Genomic DNA, 21,236 nt, shown 5'->3' with positions numbered 1-21,236 from the left:
TTAAAAACTGTATTTAGCACTTAAATAAACACGACGTGGTTCACCAGGAAAGTGCCCTGTTCGTTCGATAAAGCCACTGCTTGCGTATTCTTTATCAAATAGGTTCTTAACTGATAGCTGCCATTGCCAGTTATCAACGGTTGTTTGCCACGCCATGTTGTAAACAGTGTAAGGTTTAACACGTTGACCGCCTAAACTAAGCTGTTCATCAACATAATCTAAGCCAGCAGAAATAGATGACGATAAGCTAGGTAGCTCATAGCGTGTCCATATACCTAGAGTATTTTGCGGCGCGTTAGCAAATTTATCGCTATCAGGAATTTGGTTACGAATGCTGTCGTTGGCTTTAGTAATACGGGTATCATTATAAGCGTAGCTTGCAGTCACTACCCAGCTATCAGTAATATCGCCAACCACCTCGAGTTCAAAACCTTTACTTTGTACTTCACCAACGGCAACTAAATCATCAACGCCGTCACCTGCAACATCACCTAATAAGCTAGGTTGTAGGATGTTTTCGCGGACAATATCGTACACAGCCATATTAACAGCAAGTGTGTCTGCTAATAGCTTGGTTCTTAAACCTAACTCGTTAATACGGCTAGTCTCTGGCGAGAATGGGCCACCCTTTGCTGTTTCTTGATTACTCGCACTTTGCGGCACAAAGCCAGTGCCATGTAGCGCATAAGGGAAGAACATGTTGTTAATGTTATAGCTGGTACCAATACGGTAAGTTAAGTCGCTATCAGAAAACTCGGTTTGATTTAACAGATCTTTATCTTCAAAACGATCATACCTTAAGCCAGCTGTCACACTCCAATTAGCGGTGATATCTAGCTGATCTTGCAAGTAGGCACCAAAACGGGTGCTATTCGTTTTGCCAAGCCTTGGTGTAATACTATCAAGATCATAATCATCAGCAGAGGTTAAACCATACTCAGGGTTGTTAAGATCAAGACCTGGTACTGGGCCACCTTTACTTTGTTGCGTAGCTGTACGGTAAACGCTTTCAAAATCATGTTCATACCAATCACTACCAAACAACACTTGATGCTGCATGTCTGCAACTACAAATTCTGCAATCGCATTAGCTGTTAAGCTAAAACCTTCGTTCTCACGTACTTGATCACGAAACTCACGATGGCTCCAATCAACAATACCGTCGTCATCTGTATCTACGAGGCCTCTTGGTTCATGGTAGTTTTGCACTTCTTTGTTATCAAAATAACGTGCTGTGACATCTGTGCGCCAAACATCATTAAACTCATGTTTTAAAGTTGCCTGATAGACATGGGCCTCAACATTTTGAAAGTCTGTCACCTCGTTATGATTCCAGCTAATATCAGTTAGAAAATTGCCATTATCATCAGCAGGTACACCACGTAAACGTGCCCCACCCAACTCTTGCTCTATATAGGTATACTGAGTGGTCAATTCGGTTGCACTATTTATAAGCCACGTATAACCAAGATCAACAATGGTATTATCGCTGCTAGTATTAGCACGGAATGGCTTTTCAGTATCACGGTAAAGACCAACACGGTAAGCATGATTATCAAGTGATTCACTCAATGTTCCTGTGCTTTCTAATGCACCACTAAAGAAGTCATCATTACCTACTTCAACTTCAATACTGTGTTCACTGGTGAATTTAGGCTTCTTAGTTACATAGTTAATAATACCACCCGGATTACCACTACCGTATATAGCGCCAGCAGGCCCTTTTAAAACCGCAACTTGTTCAATATTAAATAATTGCGGTACAGCAAAACCATTGAAAGGGTCGCCCTTTACGCCATCGTATAAAATCTCATCTTGGCGAAAACCACGGAATGTAACGCCTGAATAACTAAAGGCATTAACACCAGCTATATTGCTATAAAGGTCAGTAATTTGGCGAGCAGCCTGATCACTGATCAGCTCCTGCGGTAAAATTTGAATTGACTGAGGAATTTTCTCTAAAGGTGTATTGGTACGAGTAGCAAAGCTAGACTCGGTTGGGCGATATAAAGAAAACGCACGGCCAACAACTTCTATTTTTTCGAGTTCTTTTGAATCACTTTGATCCGAAGTAGTCACTTCAGTTTGAGCATGGGCAACGCCCGAAAAACCAGCAGCAAGTGCAATAAAAACAGCAGAAAGACGCATAATAAAAAACGATAAGATTTAGAATGCGCAACATGGTAATGAATATAATTATCATTTGTAATGGTCGTTTATTATTAATTAAAGCTAAATAAAGTATTACTTACATCAGACTTTTGCTACCTCATTACTCAAACAGCTATTCGCATGAAATTAAGCCATAGGTTACAATAGAGCCAGCATTCATTCTTTTATTGGCATTATTTCATCGCATGATTAATCAAGACACAATTGCAGCACAAGCGACCGCACCAGGACGTGGTGGGGTTGGTATTATTCGCGTCTCTGGCAGCTTAGCTAAAACAGTGGCAGAACAGATTATTGGCCGTTGTCCTAAAACACGTTACGCAGACTATGTACCATTTAAAAGCTTGAACGGTGAACAGCTTGACCAAGGTATTGCTATTTACTTCCAAGGGCCAAATTCATTTACCGGCGAAGACGTACTAGAACTACAAGGTCACGGCGGCCCTGTCGTATTAGATATGCTATTAAAAGAAATTAGCCAAATTGACGGTGTACGTTTAGCAAAACCAGGTGAGTTCTCTGAGCGCGCATTTATGAATGATAAGCTTGATTTAACTCAAGCAGAGGCAATTGCCGATTTAATTAATGCAACCAGTGAACAGGCAGCAAAAAGCGCCCTCCAATCACTGCAAGGTGAATTCTCTAAGCACATAGAAACGCTGGTGGAGAAAGTCATTCACCTACGTATGTATGTTGAAGCCGCAATTGATTTTCCAGATGAAGAAATCGACTTTTTATCAGACGGTAAAGTATCAACAGATCTCAATGCCATTATTGATCAATTAGAGAATGTAACTCAGCAAGCTAAGCAAGGTAGCATCATGCGTGAAGGTATGCGTGTTGTTATTGCTGGTCGCCCTAACGCTGGTAAATCAAGCTTATTAAATGCTTTAGCTGGCCGAGATGCAGCCATCGTTACCGAAATAGCTGGTACAACACGTGACGTTTTACGCGAACATATCCACATTGATGGTATGCCACTACATATTATTGATACCGCAGGCCTGCGTGAAAGCCCTGATAAAGTAGAGCAAATTGGTATTGAACGCGCATGGGATGAAATTAACCAAGCCGATCGCGTACTATTTATGTTAGACGGCACAGACACATCAGCCACTGATCCTCATGATATTTGGCCAGAGTTTATGGCCAAGTTACCAGAGGGTATGGGTGTTACTGTGATCCGAAATAAAGCCGATATTTCCGGTGAAAATGTCGGTATGGATGAACATGATCAATATCCGGTGATCCGTTTAAGCGCTAAAAATGCAGAGGGTATAGAGTTAGTTCGTACTCACTTAAAGGCATGTATAGGTTTCCAAGGTGCCACAGAAGGTGGATTTATGGCACGCCGTCGTCACTTAGATGCACTTGATCATGCAGCCTATCATTTAAACACAGGTAAAGAGCAACTAGAGATGCATATAGCTGGTGAGATCTTGGCTGAAGAATTACGCCTAACTCAACAGTTCTTAAATGAGATAACGGGTGAATTTACCTCTGATGACCTACTTGGGAAAATCTTTAGTTCGTTCTGTATCGGTAAATAAATTACGGTCATCAATATTATAAAAAAGAGTCGCAAGACTCTTTTTTTGTTTTTACTTCAACTAATCAATTATCGGTTCAGGGCCGAAACCAGCCAGTAATTAACCTCATATCAATTAGTCTAGCGATGTTATTAAACGGAGGACATCATGGACAAATATCAACTCTTTCACCAATTACACCACCAGCAAAGCGGCTTTATACTTGCTAATGCGTGGGATCTTAGTTCAGTACAATTCATCCAAGCTGCGGGAGCTAAAGCAGTAGCAACAACCAGCTGGGGAATTGCTGCCAGTTTAGGGTTAGCTGATGGTGAAAACATCTCTTTTAAAACTCAATTAGCGCTGGTTAAAAGCTTAACCGAACACCTTCATATTCCACTCTCTGTCGATATAGAGTCAGGCTACAGTAACGATCCGCTGCAAATTAGCGAAAACGTTTTAGCGTTAGCAAGATTAGGAGTTGTAGGCATCAACATAGAGGACTCAGATAAAAACACTAACGCACTGAGATCTACCGAGCAGCAATGCACTATTATTAGTGAAATAAAAAAAGTACTTAACGAAAATGGCTTCGGTGGTTTATTTATAAACGCCAGAACTGATACCTACTTTGTTAGTGACTCCCCTTTTCAAGCAACATTAAAGCGAGCAAAAGCGTATCAAAATGCAGGTGCAGACGGTCTGTTTGTACCCGGCTTAACTAACATAGATCACATAACCAGCTTAGCTAACACAATAGATATGCCATTAAATGTTATGGCAATGAGCAATTTTAACTCAGCAAAAGCCGCTTTCGCTGGTGGTGCAAAACGGTTTTCATTGGGTAATTCGCTTTATGAACTAGTCGGTAATACGATAAAAATCAGTTTAACTCAGATCGAAAACTAACTTAGCGAGCTAAAAAATCAGATCAAAACAGCTTTTAAGATCGAATTTAGCTAAAAATGTTATCCACATTTGGGGATTTTTTAGATCTAAAGGCTGATTTGATCATAAAAAAACGCGGAAATTTGAATTTATTTTCATACAACAGCCCTTTTTGATAACTAATTTTCTTAAAAATAGCCTTTATTAGCGCTTATTTAAGTTTTTTTCGATCTATTTTATTGATCGCAAATTGCAAACCGATCGTTATCAACAAGCGATCTATCCACAAAACGATCATACTCACTATTTTTATCAGATCTGAAAAATTAAGCGCTTACACATAATTAAAGATCAACAACTTAGCAAAGTTATACAGTTTCCAATATTTAGCTTGATCAGAACTTTCCCCAAATTTATTAACAGCTTGATCAAAGGGTTTAATTTATGAATAAATATAAAAAACGATTAAAAACAGTAGATTATAAAAAGCATTGAATTAAAGCTGTCATTTTAAGCAGAAAAACTTATTCAGATCGTAATTCAACGCTTTACTCACACCCTAACTTAGTTATCATGTGGCCACTTATTTCTATACATGATCAATCACATGCAATCAGTAAATATCATCGTTGGCAGCCAAATGGGATCTGCAGAATACGTGGCAGAGCAACTAGCAGAAGCCCTTGAACAACAAGGGATCCAAGTGCAGCTTCATGAACAGCCTGTATTTGATGATATTGATCAGCAAGATACTATTTGGTTGTTATGTACTTCTACATACGGTGCGGGAGACTACCCAGAGAACCTACTGCCATTTATTGAGTCTATTAACCAACAGGCTGATCTTAAAGGATTAAACTACAGTGTGATCGGATTAGGTGACACTAGTTACGACACCTATAACTATGCAGGCCGTAATCTAGATGAGTTATTAGCTATTAAAGGCGCAAACCGCGTGGCAGAACGCTTAGAGCTAAATATTCTTGATGAAGCATTGCCAGAAGACACAGCATTAGCCTGGTTACCAAGCTGGATCGAATCAGTGGGGCTCAATTAAACCGATCGGTGTTGATCGTTGTTATAAAAGTTACCCACAATTTACTGATAATTTAGATCGGATTGTGGATAAACACTGATCTAACTGCGATTTTAACCTAGTTTATCCCTTGGATAAGATCCAATCGATATTGCCCTGTGTATAAATAGCCCTTTTGATCAAAGCTTTTACGCGGGAAGATCCGATCATATTAACACCTTTAGATCTGCGTTAAGATCATGTTTTAAATAGTAAAGCGAACATTATCAACAGATCTAGCCGTTATTAGTAGTAAGAGTAATAAAAGATCTCTTTAAAAGATCCTTTATATTATTAGAGATCACCCACTTAGATCTTGAGCACTGTTTAATCATTTATCTTCTCTAAATTTCTAGGTAGAATACGCTCCCTTTACAAAGTTTTGCTGGTCGATTAAGTAGGATCCCATAAATGATTTTTCACGAACGTTTTGATGTTATTGTTGTAGGTGGTGGACATGCAGGTACTGAAGCTGCATTAGCATCTGCTCGCATGGGCATGAATACCCTATTGCTAACTCATAATATGGATACCCTTGGTCAAATGTCTTGTAACCCGGCAATTGGCGGTATTGGTAAAGGCCATTTAGTTAAAGAGATCGATGCACTTGGTGGTGCAATGGCTCAGGCTATTGATAAAGGCGGTATTCAATTTCGTACTTTAAACTCATCTAAAGGCCCTGCAGTACGTGCTACACGTGCACAAGCTGACCGTGCTTTGTATAAAGCAGCTATTCAACATACTTTACAACATCAAGAAAACTTAAAGATCTTCCAACAATCATGTGACGATCTAATCGTTGAAGGTGATCGAGTAATCGGTGTTGTAACGCAAATGGGTCTTCGTTTTAGCGCGCCTTCTGTGGTTCTTACCGTAGGTACTTTCTTAGGTGGTCAGATCCATATTGGTTTAGAGAACTTCAAAGGTGGTCGTGCTGGCGATCCACCTTCAATTGCACTTGCAGAGCGATTACGTGAATTACCTTTCCGTGTTGATCGCTTAAAAACAGGCACGCCTCCTCGTATTGATGCGCGTACTGTTGACTTTAGCAAGATGCAAGAACAGCCTGGTGATACCCCAACGCCTGTATTCTCATTTATGGGTAAACAATCGGATCACCCACAGCAGATCCCGTGTTACATCACTTATACAAATGAAAAAACACATGATGTGATCCGCAATAACTTACATCGCTCACCTATGTATTCAGGTGTAATTGAAGGTATTGGTCCACGTTACTGCCCTTCAATCGAAGATAAGATCGTACGTTTTGCTGATAAAGACAAACATCAAATCTTTGTTGAGCCTGAAGGTTTAACATCATACGAATTATATCCAAATGGTATTTCAACGAGTTTACCGTTTGATGTACAGCTTGAAATTGTGCAATCAATCACTGGTTTTGAAAATGCACATATTTGTCGTCCTGGTTATGCTATTGAGTATGACTTCTTTGATCCGCGCGACTTAAAGCAATCATTAGAAACTAAGTTTATTAATGGTTTATTCTTCGCAGGCCAAATCAATGGTACAACCGGTTACGAAGAAGCAGGCGCACAAGGTTTAATTGCGGGTATGAACGCGGCATTACAAGTACAAGGCAAAGAGTCTTGGACACCTCGCCGTGATGAAGCATACACAGGTGTACTAATTGACGACCTAGCAACATTAGGTACTAAAGAACCGTACCGTATGTTTACTAGCCGTGCTGAATACCGTTTATTACTTCGTGAAGATAATGCCGACATTCGTTTAACTGAGAAAGGCCGTGAACTTGGCTTAGTTGACGATGCTCGTTGGGCTGTCTTTAACGAAAAAATGGAAATCATCGAAAAAGAAACGCAACGTTTAAAAGAAACATGGATCCACAAAGATCACGTTGCTGTTGATCAAGTAAATGCATTATTAAAAACACCACTGACTCGTGAAGCGAGCCTTGAAGATCTGATCCGCCGTCCTGAAATTCGATATAACGACTTAATGGCGATCGATGGTTTAGGTTCTGAGTTTGATAACCAAGCTGCACTTGAGCAAGTTGAGATCCATACTAAGTACGCAGGCTATATTGCTCGTCAGCAAGATGAAATCAATAAGCAGTTACGTCATGAACAAACTGTATTACCAAAAGACTTTGATTATTCAACTGTTTCTGGTTTATCAAATGAGGTTATCGCAAAGCTTACTGATAGTCGTCCAGATACAATTGGCCAAGCGTCACGTATTTCAGGTATCACCCCTGCTGCTATTTCGCTATTATTAGTCTATCTGAAAAAGCAAGGCTTACTGCGCAAGACTGCGTAGTTGGTGAGGAATACAGTGTTACAACAACAATTAACTTCGCTGTTAGCGCAAACTGATATTGCGCTAACAGAAAAACAGCAACAACAACTTGTGCAATATGTTGAATTATTAGACAAGTGGAACAAAGCGTATAACTTAACCTCTGTTCGTTTACCTGAAGAAATGATGGTTAAACATATTATGGATAGCTTAGTTGTTGCACCACACCTTAAAGGCAAACATTACATTGATGTAGGTACGGGTCCTGGTTTACCGGGTATCGTATTAGCCATCGCTTTACCTGATACACAATTTGTATTGTTAGATAGTTTAGGTAAACGCGTACGCTTTTTGATGCAGGTAAAACATGCACTTGGTCTTGAAAATGTAACCCCAGTGCAGTCTAGAGTTGAAGAATATCAACCAAGTGTTAAATTAGATGGTGTATTAAGTCGTGCATTCGCCTCTTTACAAGATATGGTTGACTGGTGTGCGCACTTGATTGATCATTCAGGTAAATTTATCGCCTTAAAAGGCGTATTTCCGAGCGAAGAACTAGACTCATTACCTAAAGGTATTAAGTTTGATGAAAAAATCAGCTTGGAAGTACCTGAGTTAGATGCGCAAAGACATCTAATCATTCTATCTAAAGACTAGGGATCAGAGCACTGTGGCAAAAGTCATCGCATTAGCAAACCAAAAAGGTGGTGTTGGTAAAACAACCACCGCTGTGAATCTCGCGGCATCGATGGCCGCGACGAAGCGTAAAGTGTTATTAATCGATCTTGATCCGCAAGGAAACGCTACCATGGGTAGTGGTGTCGATAAATACGGTGATGTTGCGACTATTTACGATTTATTGATTGAAGAAACACCAATCGATGAAGTGATCAATAAAGAAACCTCAGGTGAGTATCACTTAATTGCTGCTAATGGCGATGTGACTGCCGCTGAAGTTAAACTAATGGAATTGTTTGCTCGTGAAGTGCGTTTACGTAATGCGCTTGAACAAATTCAAGATCAATACGATTTCATTTTTATCGACTGCCCGCCTTCACTTAACATGCTTACTGTTAATGCAATGGCTGCCGCAGATTCGATTTTAGTTCCGATGCAATGTGAGTATTATGCCCTTGAAGGTTTAACGGCATTAATGGATACCATTACTCAGCTATCTAAGCTAGTAAATCCAGCGTTAACAATTGAAGGGATTTTGCGCACCATGTATGATCCGCGCAATCGCCTTGCAAATGATGTATCAGAACAACTCAAACAACATTTTGGCGATAAAGTATATCGTACCGTTATCCCACGTAATGTCCGTTTAGCAGAAGCGCCGAGTTTTGGTGCCCCTGCCATGTATTATGACCGTGCATCAAGTGGTGCTAAAGCTTACTTAGCCCTAGCCGGCGAAATGTTACGTAGAAAAGAGAAAACATCTTCAGCAGTAGCCTAACTTCGAGGTAAAAAAATAACATGTCTGCTAAAAAACGCGGTTTAGGCCGAGGACTCGACGCTTTATTAAGTTCATCAAAACCTGCCCCAAGTGCAAATAATCAGCAACAAGCGACAGCAACACCAGAGCAAGTCTCTGAAGTTGTTGCAGAGCAAAGCAAAGGTGAGCTGCAAAAATTAGCGATTGAGTTTTTACAATCGGGTAAATATCAACCGCGTAAAGACATGTCTGAAGAAGCGCTAGAAGAGTTAGCCAGCTCAATTCGTGCCCAAGGCATCATTCAGCCAATTGTTGTGCGCCAAATTGGTGCAGACAAATATGAAATTATTGCTGGTGAACGTCGTTGGCGTGCTGCTCAACTTGCAAAATTAGATGCTGTTCCATGTATCATCAAAGATGTGCCAGATGAAGCAGCCGTTGCAATCGCATTGATTGAAAATATCCAACGTGAAGACCTAAACGCGATGGAAGAAGCGATTGCATTGAATCGTTTACTTAACGAATTTGAACTCACTCATCAACAAGTCGCCGAAGCTGTTGGTAAATCGCGTACGACTGTGACTAATTTACTACGTCTAAATAACCTTAACGAAGATGTTAAAATCTTGTTAGAACATGGCGACATCGAAATGGGTCATGCACGCTGTTTATTGGCACTTGAAGGCGAAGCGCAGTCAGATGCTGCTAGATTAGCGGTTGCTAAAGCGTTGACTGTTCGTGAAACTGAGAAATTAGTTCGCTCTATCTTAGAACCAGCTCCGAAAAAAGAAGTGCAAGAAAAAGATCCGGATGTCAAACAGTTAGAACAAAAACTTGCTGAAAATTTAGGCGCCAAAGTAGAAATAAACTACAATAAAAAAGGCAAAGGAAAACTGGTTATCTCTTATACAACTCTTGATGAGTTGGATGGCATTTTAAGCCGTATAAATTAAGACTATTCCCGTCATTAATTAATAACATGTCCAAAAAGAGACATTTGTGGTGTTTTTGCACTACAAAGGGTCGACTCAAGTTGCAAAACTGGTAGGAATCAGTATAATTTCGCCAGTTTTCATACCCTGACAATTTAACGTTCTAAAGGTTAACAAAACGTGACTAATAGGTTAGCAAAGCCGTATAGGCTTGCCGCATTTAAATTAATTTGTCTTCAGGGTATCGTAGCATTAATCGCTGCAGTAATTGTTTTTATAGGTTGGGGAGTCAATGCCGGCCAGTCAGCGCTTGCTGGCGGAGCTGTTGCACTACTCCCTAATTTTGTATTTGCTGTCTATGCATTCCGTTATATGGGTGCAAGTCGAGTAAATCAAGTGTATGCCTCGCTAAAGCGCGGCAACGGATTAAAATTTATGCTAACAATCGTTTTGTTTGCACTGATACTGAAGTCTTACACGGTCGTTTTATTACCGTTTTTCTGTGTTTATGTATTGGTGTTATTTAGCGGATTGTTTGCGCCCGTTTTTTTTAATCATTAACTTTTGGGATATAACATGGCTGCAGAAGAAGTAACTCTATCAAGCCATATTCAGCACCACTTAACTAACGCTAAGATGTGCTCGACCGACGCTGGTCTTGCCTTCAACAAAGCGTGTGCAGACAGTGGTTTCTGGACATGGAATATAGATACCCTCGCATGGTCAATCGGTCTAGGTCTTGTATTTTTATGGATCTTCCGTAGTGCCGCTAAGAAAGCAAATACCGGTGTACCTGGTAAATTTCAGTGTTTCATTGAAATGATCGTTGAGTTCGTTGGCGACAACGTACGTGACACATACCACGGTAAAAGTGCATTAATCGCTCCATTAGCTCTAACGATTTTCGTTTGGGTGTTCTTAATGAACTTAATGGACTTGATTCCGGTTGATTTCCTACCTGCATTAGCTGGCTTCGTTGGCGAGCAAGCATTTGGTATGGATTCTCACGATGTTTACATGAAGATTGTACCTACAACAGACATCAACATGACTGCTGCACTTGCTATTGGTGTATTCATTCTGATGATCGGTTACGCAATCAAAATCAAAGGGATTGGCGGATTCTTAGCTGAATTAACGCTTCACCCGTTCAGCTCTAATAACAAGCTAGCGATGGTGTTCTTAATCCCATGTAACTTATTACTAGAAACAATCGCTTTAGTTGCTAAGCCGTTCTCGTTAGCACTGCGTTTATTCGGTAACTTATATGCTGGTGAGTTGATTTTCATCTTGATCGGCGCAGTTGGTTTAATGCAACTACCGTTGCACTTTATTTGGGCTGTATTCCACATCTTAGTAATCGTACTGCAAGCATTCGTATTCATGATGCTTACAATCGTATACCTAAGCATGGCAAGCTCAGATAATCACTAATTTTTTACACTTTTAAATTTTAACTTTAATTTACAATTGAAACTTTGGAGAAAAAAATGGAACTAATGATTGGTCTTAAGTACATCGCTGTTGCTCTACTTATCGGCTTCGGTGCAATCGGTACTGCTATCGGCTTCGGTAACATGGGTGGTAAATTCCTTGAAGCTTGTGCACGTCAACCTGAACTTGCACCTTCATTACAAGTTAAGATGTTCATCCTTGCTGGTCTAATCGATGCCGTAGCTATGATCGGTGTTGGTATCGCAATGGTATTGTTGTTCGTACTTTAATATTATTTTTTGAACAGCTTACTATTTTAAGGAGGAGCGGTCGTGAACTTAACAGCCACTCTTATCGGTGAATTAATTGCATTTACGGTTTTCGTACTTTTCTGTATGAAATACGTATGGCCACCACTAAATGGTGCAATTGAAGCTCGCCAGAAGAAAATCGAAGATGGTTTAGCTGCCTCTGATAGAGCCGAAAAAGACTTAGAACTTGCGCAAAAGAAAGCTGCTGAGCAGCTTAAAGAGGCAAAAGCTCAAGCGGCTGATATCATTGAACAAGCTAAAAAGCGTGCCACGCTAATCGTTGACGAAGAAACTGTTCGTGGTCAACAAGAGCGTGAAAAAATTATTGCTCAAGGGCACTCTGAAATCGAAGCAGAGCGTAACCGTGTAACAGAAGAACTACGTAAACAAGTAGCGACGCTGGCAGTGGTTGGTGCTGAGAAGATTTTAGAGCGCGAAATCAATCAAGCCGCACACAGTGACATCGTTGAAAAACTTGTCGCTGAGCTGTAATTAGGAGGGTATGAGCATGTCTGAATTGGCTACTATCGCTCGCCCATACGCTAAAGCGGCTTTTGAACTTGCCGTTGAAAAAGGCACTGTTGAAAGTTGGAACGACATGCTGTTCTTTGCTGGCCACGTTGCCAGCAACGAGCAAGCCGCTGCCGCGCTAGCTGGATTGCCTACTGCTACTGAACAAGCAGATCTGTTTATCAAGATCTGTGCAGAGCAGCTCAACGAACAAGGTCAGAACCTAATCAAGGTGATGGCTGAAAATGGACGTTTAGTTGCACTGCCTGCTGTTGCTGAGTTATTCGCTGAATTTAAAGCGGACTACGACAAAGAAATCGACGTTGACGTGATTTCTGCAACACCGCTTGCTGCTGAGCAGCAAGCAACATTGGTAGCGGCACTTGAAAAACGTTTCGCACGCAAAGTTAAGCTGAATTGTAGTGAAGATACTACAGTTGTTGGCGGTCTTATCATTAAGGCGGGTGACACTGTAATCGACGGCTCAGTACGTGGCAAATTAGCCCGCTTAGCTACATCACTACAATCGTAATTGGGAAAAAGAGCATGCAACTTAATTCCACTGAAATTTCAGATCTGATCAAACAACGTATTGAGCAGTTCGAAGTTGTAAGTGAAGCTCGTAACGAAGGTACTATCGTATCTGTTACTGACGGTATCATCCGCATCCACGGTCTTGCTGACTGTATGCAAGGTGAGATGATCGAGCTTCCTGGCAACCGTTATGCTATCGCACTAAACCTTGAGCGTGACTCAGTAGGTGCTGTAGTAATGGGTCCTTACGCTGACCTTAAAGAAGGCGTAAAAGTTAAATCAACTGGTCGTATCCTAGAGGTTCCTGTTGGTCGTGGTCTACTTGGTCGTGTTGTTAACACACTAGGTGCACCTATCGACGGTAAAGGCGCTTTAGATAACGACGGTTTTGAACCTGTTGAGAAAATCGCACCAGGCGTTATCGAACGTCAATCAGTAGATGAGCCAGTACAAACTGGTTATAAATCTATCGATGCGATGATCCCAGTAGGTCGTGGTCAACGTGAGCTTGTGATCGGTGACCGCCAAACTGGTAAAACTGCATTAGCAATCGATGCTATCATCAACCAAAAAGGTACAGGCGTTAAGTGTGTGTACGTTGCAGTTGGTCAAAAAGCATCTACTATCGCTAACGTAGTACGTAAATTAGAAGAGCACGGTGCATTAGAAAACACGATTGTTGTTGTTGCATCTGCTTCTGAATCTGCGGCACTTCAGTACCTAGCACCATTCTCTGGTTGTACTATGGGTGAATACTTCCGTGACCGTGGTGAAGACGCGCTAATCGTATATGATGATTTATCTAAGCAAGCTGTTGCTTACCGTCAAATCTCATTACTACTTAAGCGTCCACCAGGCCGTGAAGCATACCCAGGTGACGTATTCTACCTTCACTCACGTCTTCTAGAGCGTGCATCACGTGTAAACGCTGATTACGTTGAGAAGTTCACTAATGGTGAAGTGAAAGGTAAAACAGGTTCATTGACGGCATTGCCAATCATTGAAACTCAAGGCGGCGACGTTTCTGCGTTCGTACCGACAAACGTTATCTCTATCACCGATGGTCAGATCTTCTTAGAAACTGACTTATTCAACTCAGGTATCCGTCCAGCTGTTAACGCTGGTATCTCGGTATCTCGTGTTGGTGGTGCAGCGCAAACTAAAATCGTTAAGAAACTAGGTGGTGGTATCCGTCTAGCGTTAGCTCAGTACCGTGAATTAGCTGCGTTCTCGCAGTTCGCGTCTGACCTTGACGATGCAACACGTGCTCAATTAGAGCATGGTGAGCGCGTAACAGAGCTAATGAAGCAGAAACAGTACGCACCAATGTCTGTTGCTGAAATGTCTCTGTCGCTATTTGCTGCTGAAAAAGGCTACCTAAAAGACATCGAAATCGCGAAAATCATGGATTTCGAAGCTGGCCTAATTTCTTATGCAAACAGCACATACGCAGAGCTAATGGCTCAAATCAATGAAACTGGTAACTACAACGCTGAGATTGAAGCTCAACTTAAAGAACTTCTAGAGAAGTTCAAGTCGACGCAAACTTGGTAATTTAGTTATGAATGGTGAGCTTTAGGCAACTAAAGCCCACCTGATTCGGAGAGAGAGTCATGGCCAGCGGAAAAGAGATTAAAAGCAAGATCGGGAGTATCAAGAATACTCAAAAGATCACCAGCGCAATGGAAATGGTTGCTGCGTCTAAAATGAAAAGAGCGCAGGAACGTGTGGCGTCAAGCCGTCCATACGCTGAAAACTTACGCCAAGTGATTGGTCGTGTTGCTCAAGCAAATCTTGATTTTACTCACCCTTTCTTAGAAGAGCGTGAAGTAAAACGAGTTGGTTATATTGTTATCTCTACTGACCGTGGTCTATGTGGTGGCTTGAACTCAAACGAGTTCAAAAAAGTTGCCCTAGATGTTAAAGCGTGGAAAGAAAAAGGCGTTGAAGCTGAATTTACTACTTTAGGTAGCAAAGCAGCTGGCTTTTTCCAACGTTTTGGCGGTAAGTTAGTCGCTAAAAAAGCGAACTTAGGAGATACACCTTCACTACAAGACGTTATTGGTCCTGTAAAGACAATGCTAGATGCATACTCTGAAGGTAAAATTGACCGCTTATACGTAGTATTTAACAAGTTCGTTAATACTATGAAGCAAGAGCCAACAATCGATCAGTTACTCCCTTTGCCAAAAGCTGAAGAAGAAGTATCTCAACATTCTTGGGATTACTTATATGAGCCAAACCCAGAAGCAATTTTAGAAGCTCTGTTAGTACGCTTTATTGAGTCTCAAGTATACCAAGGTGTAGTTGAGAACGCTGCCTCTGAACAGGCTGCCCGTATGGTTGCAATGAAAGCTGCAACTGATAACGCAGGCGACCTTATGGATGAGTTACAGCTTGTTTATAACAAGGCTCGTCAAGCTGCAATCACACAAGAAATTAGTGAGATTGTTGGCGGTTCGGCAGCAGTTTAACGCTTCGGCAAAGTTTAATGAGAGGAATAGACATGAGTTTAGGTAAGGTCGTCCAAATTATCGGCGCCGTTGTGGATATCGAATTTCCACAAGACAACGTGCCAGCCGTATATGACGCACTAAAAGTAACAGATGGCGACTTAGCTGGTTTAACTTTAGAAGTTCAACAACAGCTAGGTGGCGGTGTGGTACGTGGTATCGCACTTGGTACTACTGACGGTTTACGTCGTGGTACTGCAGTAGAAGGTACAGGTCAGCCAATCCACGTTCCAGTAGGTACGAAGACACTAGGTCGTATCATGGACGTATTAGGTAACCCTATTGATGAAGCTGGTCCAATTGGTGAAGAAGAGCGTATGTCTATTCACCGTGCAGCACCTTCTTATGAAGAACAATCAAGTTCAGTAGAACTTTTAGAGACTGGTATCAAGGTAATCGACCTTGTATGTCCATTCGCTAAAGGTGGTAAAGTTGGTCTATTCGGTGGTGCCGGTGTTGGTAAAACCGTAAACATGATGGAACTTATCCGTAACATCGCAATCGAGCACAGCGGTTACTCAGTATTCGCAGGTGTTGGTGAGCGTACTCGTGAGGGTAATGACTTCTACCATGAGATGAACGACTCAAACGTACTAGACAAAGTATCTCTAGTATACGGTCAAATGAATGAGCCACCGGGTAACCGTTTACGCGTAGCGTTAACTGGTCTTACTATGGCTGAGAAGTTCCGTGACGAAGGTCGTGACGTACTTTTCTTCGTTGATAACATCTACCGTTATACTCTAGCGGGTACAGAGGTATCAGCACTTCTAGGTCGTATGCCTTCAGCAGTAGGTTACCAACCAACTCTTGCTGAAGAAATGGGTGTACTTCAAGAGCGTATCGCATCTACTAAGACGGGTTCAATCACTTCAATCCAAGCGGTATACGTACCTGCGGATGACTTAACTGACCCATCTCCAGCAACAACGTTTGCTCACTTAGATGCAACAGTAGTACTTTCTCGTGATATCGCTTCACTTGGTATCTACCCTGCGGTAGACCCACTTGATTCATCTTCACGTCAACTTGACCCACTAGTAATCGGTCAAGAGCACTACGATACAGCGCGTGGCGTTCAAACAGTTCTTCAACGTTATAAAGAACTTAAAGACATCATCGCAATCCTAGGTATGGACGAGCTTTCTGACGAAGATAAGCAAGTTGTATCTCGTGCACGTAAAATCCAGCGTTTCCTATCTCAGCCGTTCTTCGTTGCTGAGGTATTCACAGGCGCGCCTGGTAAATACGTGTCACTTAAAGACACAATTGCTGGCTTCAAAGGTATCTTAAACGGTGAGTTTGATGATATGCCAGAGCAAGCGTTCTACATGGTTGGCTCTATTGAAGAAGCTCAAGAAAAAGCCAAAAGCATGTAATTAGGAGGGTAGTATGGCGGCTATGACTGTACATCTTGACGTAGTAAGCGCAGAAGAGAGCTTGTTCTCTGGTCTGGTTGAATCGATTCAAGTGAGTGGTAGTGAAGGTGACCTTGGTGTTAACTATGGTCACGCTCCATTATTAACTGCCCTAAAACCTGGTATGGTACGTTTAGTTAAGCAATTTGGTCACGAAGACGTGATGTATATTGCTGGCGGCACGCTAGAAGTTCAACCGGATCGCATCACGATTCTTGCAGATACTGCAGTACGTGGTGAAGACCTAGACGAGCAAGCGGCTGAAAAAGCTAAACGTGATGCTGAAGAGCAAATGGCGAATACGTCAACTGCTGAGTTAGATTATCAACAAGCTGCAGTGCAACTTGCTGAAGCAATCGCTCAACTTCGCGTAATTCAACAATTACGTAAAAAGTAAGCCTACTCGGTTTTCGAAAAGCCCACTTAATGTGGGCTTTTTTGTGTCTAAAATTCACTGTTTTATACCCTATTCTGATCATTGTACTTATAACCTGCACTTTTCCCCGCTACAATGTGTTAATTGATAATGAGCTAAGCTTTTATACAAGGTTCTTTCCTTCAAGCTAGGATTGAGTATTTGCACATGATGTGACTTGCGCAACTTTGCATGTTTATAGCTAAACTCATTACGTCCCACTAAAACAAAGAAAGAAGGATATTGTTTTAATGTCTCTGACTACCGTTATTCTCGCTGCGGGTAAAGGCACCCGTATGCGCTCTGCTCTACCTAAGGTATTACACAAAGTTGCTGGTAAACCTATGGTGCAGCACGTTATCGATAATGCCACTGCCCTTGGCGCTCGTGAAACAAATCTTGTTTACGGTCATGGCCGTGAGCAGCTTCAAGAAGCCCTATCGCACAACCAAGTAAACTGGGTATTACAAGAAGAACAACTCGGTACGGGTCATGCTGTTGCTGTTGCTAAAGAACATATTGCCGATGATGACACCGTATTAATTCTCTATGGTGATGTGCCACTAACAAAACGCGCGACCTTAGAAAAGCTACTTGCTGCGACTCCAGAAAAAGGCTTAGCAGTATTAACGGTTACCTTAGATGACCCATCAGGTTATGGCCGAATGATCCGTGAAAATGGCAAGCTAGTAGGTATTATCGAACAAAAAGATGCTTCACCTGAGCAACTTGCGATTAAAGAAATCAATACCGGTATTATGGCTGCTAATGGTGCGCTACTTAAACGTTGGTTAGGTAACCTATCTAACAATAACGCTCAAGGTGAATATTACTTAACAGACATTGTTGCGATGGCACACAGTGAAGGTGTTGAAATTACTTCTGCACAGCCTGAGCATCCGATGGAAGTTGAAGGTGCTAATAATCGCGTACAACTTTCAGCGCTTGAACGTGCATACCAAGCGTGGCAAGCAGAAGAGCTAATGCTAAACGGCGCAACACTTGCTGATCCTGCTCGTATTGATATACGTGGTGAAGTAACGACCGGCGAAGACGTACTGATCGACGTTAATGTTATTTTCGAAGGTAAAGTAACTCTGGGTAATAACGTACAGATTGGCCCAAATTGCGTACTTAAAGATTGTACTATCGGCGATAACGTTGTTATTAAAGCTAACTCACTGGTTGAAGAAGCCAGTGTTGCAGCGAAATGTACTTTAGGTCCTTATGCCCGCCTTCGCCCTGGTGCGATTATGGAAGAAGACTCACACATTGGTAACTTCGTTGAGATGAAAAAGACTCGCTTAGGTAAAGGCTCAAAAGCAAATCACCTAACCTACTTAGGCGACACTGAAGTTGGCGAAAAAGTTAATATTGGCGCAGGTACTATTACTTGTAACTATGATGGCGTAAACAAATCAAAAACTATTATTGGAGATAACGCCTTTATCGGTTCTAACTCATCACTGGTGGCCCCTGTTAATATTGGCTCAATGGCAACGATTGGCGCTGGCTCTGTTATCACTAATACAGTTGAAGACGATCAGCTTGCAGTCGCTCGTGGTAAACAACGTAACCTTACTGGTTGGAAGCGCCCAACTAAAAAGTAATGAGCTACCCTACTAATTTATAAATAAAAAGCGAGTTTATACTCGCTTTTTTTATGACTAAATTTTGTTCTCATAAAAGTGCCATATAGTTGTAATACCTGGGTGTTGTAATTACCTCAATACAACTCCAAGGAAAAATAATAATGTTAAAAAGATCAATTATTGCGCTATCACTTTTAACCATTCTTTCTGGCTGCTCATTAGACGGTGACGACGGCAAAGACGGCCTACAAGGTGAACAAGGTCCTGCAGGTCAAAATGGTACTAATGGAACTGATGGGGTAAATGGCACCGATGGTACAAACGGAACTGACGGAGCAAATGGTACAGATGCAAACGCTGCTTTAACTATAAATCTTATCGGCCGTGCAGTGCTGAACGCAGAAAGCCCTGAAGGTGCTGCGGAAATTGTTGCTTACCAAGCATCTAAACAACGAATATTTGCTATCAATAGTTCCGGTGATTCTGCGGTCGTTAATATCATAAAAGTTGATAGCTTTGACCGTGCAGCTTTAGTTAAAGATAACGAAGGGGTCATAACCGGCACTAATTTAAGTTCAGAGATTACCCTTGCACTTAATGAGCACAGTGTGGGCGATGCAAACAGTATCGCTATTGATGCTAATAATGAACTTTTAGCCGTCGCAATGGCAGCAAGTAATACCGGTGATGCCGGTTTAATCGCATTTTATGATATTAGTGGCGACGAGCCTCAGTTTATTAAAAATGTCACTGTAGGTGCCCTGCCCGACATGGTTACTTTTAGCCATGATGGCAATAAAGTATTGGTTGCAAATGAAGGCGAACCTAATGGTGATTACAGTATTGACCCTGAAGGCTCTATCAGCATTATTAATATCAATAATGGTGTAATTGCAGATACTGCTATTAGCATTACTTTTTCAGCTTATAACGACAAACAAGCAGAGCTTGAAGAACTTGGGATTGTATTTGCTAACCCGACAGGTCGAACAATCAACGGTAACTTGATTAATACAACCGTAGCTATGGATTTAGAACCTGAATACGTCAGCGTTTCGAAAGACAATAAGTTTGCTTACGTGTCACTACAAGAAAATAACGCCCTTGCTATCGTCAACCTTGAAGATAATAGCATCGAGCTAAAAGGCTTAGGTTTTAAGGATTGGTCTAATTTACTTTTTGATGCATCAGATAAAGACGGTGGCGTTAACTTTAAATCTTACCCTGGTCTCTATGGCATGTATCAACCAGATACTATTTCAAGCTTTACTTGGAAAGGTGCTAACTTTATTGTCACAGCGAACGAAGGTGATGCACGAGAATACTTCTTTGATACAACCGACGAAGCTGATTGTTTAGCAAAAGGTGGTCTTGATTACGATGAAGATGATGGGTGTTTATCATATATAGATGAAACCAGAGCTAAAGACTTAACACTGGCAAGCAATTTTGATTACCTGAACAATGACAACAGTGATATTGGCCGTTTAAAAGTGACCACTGTTAAAGGTGATGAAGATAATAATGGCGAATATGAATCACTCTATGCATATGGTGCCCGCTCTTTTACCATTTGGGATAGTAACGGCATGGTGGCTTTTGACTCTGGCGATCAAATCTCACGCATTACTGCATCAGTTCACGGAGCAGCATTCAATAATAACGAAGATGAAAATGACGGTGATAGTCGCTCTGATGACAAAGGTGCAGAACCAGAAGCGTTAGCACTGGGTACGATTGGCGAACGTACATTTGCATTTATCGGGTTAGAGCGTATGGGTGGCATTATGGTGTTTGATATTACTAATCCATACAATGTGACATTCCAAGATTACTTTTTTAATCGTGGCCTAGAAGCTGATGCAGATATAACAGGTGATCTTGCTCCTGAAGGTATGGCATTTATACCTGCAGAACAAAGTGCAACGAATGAAGCATTGCTAGTTGTTGGTAATGAAATTTCGGGTTCAATCGCTGTTTGGGAAATTTCTACTAACTAATCCGCCTTATAAAAATAAAAAGCGACATAGCTAATTTAAAGTATGTCGCTTTTCTATACCATTTTATCCTCACAAAAATGACTGCTTTTTGAGCTAAAACCCCTCTGCAGCCCTTTATTTGTATGGTTATTGTACTAATTTGAAAATAATCAAAAAAACCTTCAAAAAGTGCTTGCGTTAATTCTTCGCATCCCTATA

At 41.4% G+C, this 21,236-nt stretch carries 19 protein-coding genes; 18 read left to right on the top strand and 1 reads right to left on the bottom strand.

Annotation, left to right across the window (positions count from 1 at the left end):
- Entirely contained in the window at positions 1 to 2,148 is a 2,148-nt protein-coding gene (locus AN213_RS18440; protein WP_055199310.1) for a TonB-dependent siderophore receptor, read from the bottom strand.
- Between the two features lie 209 nt (positions 2,149 to 2,357).
- Here AN213_RS18440 and mnmE point away from each other — a divergent pair, with 209 nt between their 5' ends.
- The 18 genes from mnmE to AN213_RS18350 all read left to right on the top strand — a co-directional run bounded on the left by mnmE (position 2,358) and on the right by AN213_RS18350 (position 21,038).
- Complete coding sequence (mnmE, locus tag AN213_RS18435; protein ID WP_055022068.1) at positions 2,358 to 3,722, top strand: tRNA uridine-5-carboxymethylaminomethyl(34) synthesis GTPase MnmE; 1,365 nt, start codon at positions 2,358 to 2,360, stop codon at positions 3,720 to 3,722.
- Between the two features lie 147 nt (positions 3,723 to 3,869).
- Entirely contained in the window at positions 3,870 to 4,610 is a 741-nt protein-coding gene (locus AN213_RS18430) for an isocitrate lyase/phosphoenolpyruvate mutase family protein (RefSeq protein ID WP_055199309.1), read from the top strand.
- A gap of 586 nt (positions 4,611 to 5,196) precedes the next feature.
- Positions 5,197 to 5,646 carry an FMN-binding protein MioC gene (gene mioC, locus AN213_RS18425; RefSeq protein ID WP_055022073.1) on the top strand — a complete coding sequence of 150 codons (450 nt, stop codon included), beginning with the start codon at positions 5,197 to 5,199 and terminating at the stop codon, positions 5,644 to 5,646.
- 429 nt (positions 5,647 to 6,075) lie between these two features.
- Positions 6,076 to 7,965 carry a tRNA uridine-5-carboxymethylaminomethyl(34) synthesis enzyme MnmG gene (mnmG, locus tag AN213_RS18420; RefSeq protein ID WP_055199308.1) on the top strand — a complete coding sequence of 630 codons (1,890 nt, stop codon included), beginning with the start codon at positions 6,076 to 6,078 and terminating at the stop codon, positions 7,963 to 7,965.
- A 15-nt stretch (positions 7,966 to 7,980) separates the two neighbouring features.
- Entirely contained in the window at positions 7,981 to 8,601 is a 621-nt protein-coding gene (gene rsmG / locus AN213_RS18415) for a 16S rRNA (guanine(527)-N(7))-methyltransferase RsmG (RefSeq protein ID WP_054554802.1), read from the top strand.
- A gap of 13 nt (positions 8,602 to 8,614) precedes the next feature.
- Positions 8,615 to 9,400 (top strand): ParA family protein, encoded by a 786-nt coding sequence (locus AN213_RS18410; protein WP_054554803.1) that lies wholly within the window; start codon positions 8,615 to 8,617, stop codon positions 9,398 to 9,400.
- Positions 9,401 to 9,420: 20 nt separating this feature from the next.
- The gene (locus tag AN213_RS18405) at positions 9,421 to 10,332 is read left to right on the top strand and encodes a ParB/RepB/Spo0J family partition protein (RefSeq protein WP_054554804.1); all 912 of its coding nucleotides are present in this window, start codon (positions 9,421 to 9,423) and stop codon (positions 10,330 to 10,332) included.
- Between the two features lie 159 nt (positions 10,333 to 10,491).
- The gene (locus AN213_RS18400; RefSeq protein WP_055022070.1) at positions 10,492 to 10,872 is read left to right on the top strand and encodes an ATP synthase subunit I; all 381 of its coding nucleotides are present in this window, start codon (positions 10,492 to 10,494) and stop codon (positions 10,870 to 10,872) included.
- Positions 10,873 to 10,887: 15 nt separating this feature from the next.
- Positions 10,888 to 11,745 (top strand): F0F1 ATP synthase subunit A, encoded by an 858-nt coding sequence (atpB, locus tag AN213_RS18395; RefSeq protein ID WP_054563741.1) that lies wholly within the window; start codon positions 10,888 to 10,890, stop codon positions 11,743 to 11,745.
- A 56-nt stretch (positions 11,746 to 11,801) separates the two neighbouring features.
- Positions 11,802 to 12,035, top strand: coding sequence for a F0F1 ATP synthase subunit C (gene atpE / locus AN213_RS18390; RefSeq protein ID WP_010561330.1), 234 nt, complete (start codon positions 11,802 to 11,804; stop codon positions 12,033 to 12,035).
- A 42-nt stretch (positions 12,036 to 12,077) separates the two neighbouring features.
- Positions 12,078 to 12,548 (top strand): F0F1 ATP synthase subunit B, encoded by a 471-nt coding sequence (gene atpF / locus AN213_RS18385; RefSeq protein WP_054554807.1) that lies wholly within the window; start codon positions 12,078 to 12,080, stop codon positions 12,546 to 12,548.
- A 16-nt stretch (positions 12,549 to 12,564) separates the two neighbouring features.
- On the top strand, positions 12,565 to 13,098 hold the full coding sequence (gene atpH, locus AN213_RS18380; RefSeq protein ID WP_054554808.1) for a F0F1 ATP synthase subunit delta: 534 nt from the start codon (positions 12,565 to 12,567) through the stop codon (positions 13,096 to 13,098).
- Positions 13,099 to 13,112: 14 nt separating this feature from the next.
- The gene (gene atpA / locus AN213_RS18375) at positions 13,113 to 14,654 is read left to right on the top strand and encodes a F0F1 ATP synthase subunit alpha (protein ID WP_054554809.1); all 1,542 of its coding nucleotides are present in this window, start codon (positions 13,113 to 13,115) and stop codon (positions 14,652 to 14,654) included.
- 59 nt (positions 14,655 to 14,713) lie between these two features.
- Entirely contained in the window at positions 14,714 to 15,574 is an 861-nt protein-coding gene (gene atpG, locus AN213_RS18370; protein ID WP_054563740.1) for a F0F1 ATP synthase subunit gamma, read from the top strand.
- Between the two features lie 32 nt (positions 15,575 to 15,606).
- The gene (atpD, locus tag AN213_RS18365) at positions 15,607 to 16,992 is read left to right on the top strand and encodes a F0F1 ATP synthase subunit beta (RefSeq protein ID WP_054554811.1); all 1,386 of its coding nucleotides are present in this window, start codon (positions 15,607 to 15,609) and stop codon (positions 16,990 to 16,992) included.
- 13 nt (positions 16,993 to 17,005) lie between these two features.
- Positions 17,006 to 17,428, top strand: a complete 423-nt coding sequence (locus AN213_RS18360) for a F0F1 ATP synthase subunit epsilon (protein ID WP_054554812.1) — start codon at positions 17,006 to 17,008, stop codon at positions 17,426 to 17,428.
- Positions 17,429 to 17,697: 269 nt separating this feature from the next.
- On the top strand, positions 17,698 to 19,056 hold the full coding sequence (glmU, locus tag AN213_RS18355) for a bifunctional UDP-N-acetylglucosamine diphosphorylase/glucosamine-1-phosphate N-acetyltransferase GlmU (protein WP_054563739.1): 1,359 nt from the start codon (positions 17,698 to 17,700) through the stop codon (positions 19,054 to 19,056).
- A gap of 143 nt (positions 19,057 to 19,199) precedes the next feature.
- Positions 19,200 to 21,038, top strand: a complete 1,839-nt coding sequence (locus tag AN213_RS18350; RefSeq protein WP_055199307.1) for a choice-of-anchor I family protein — start codon at positions 19,200 to 19,202, stop codon at positions 21,036 to 21,038.
- The last annotated feature ends 198 nt before the right edge of the window (positions 21,039 to 21,236 follow it).

Origin of the sequence: Pseudoalteromonas sp. P1-8 (genome assembly GCF_001399985.1) — a bacterium.
Classification (GTDB): Bacteria; Pseudomonadota; Gammaproteobacteria; order Enterobacterales; family Alteromonadaceae; genus Pseudoalteromonas.
This window is presented reverse-complemented; position numbering and strand designations above follow the sequence as displayed.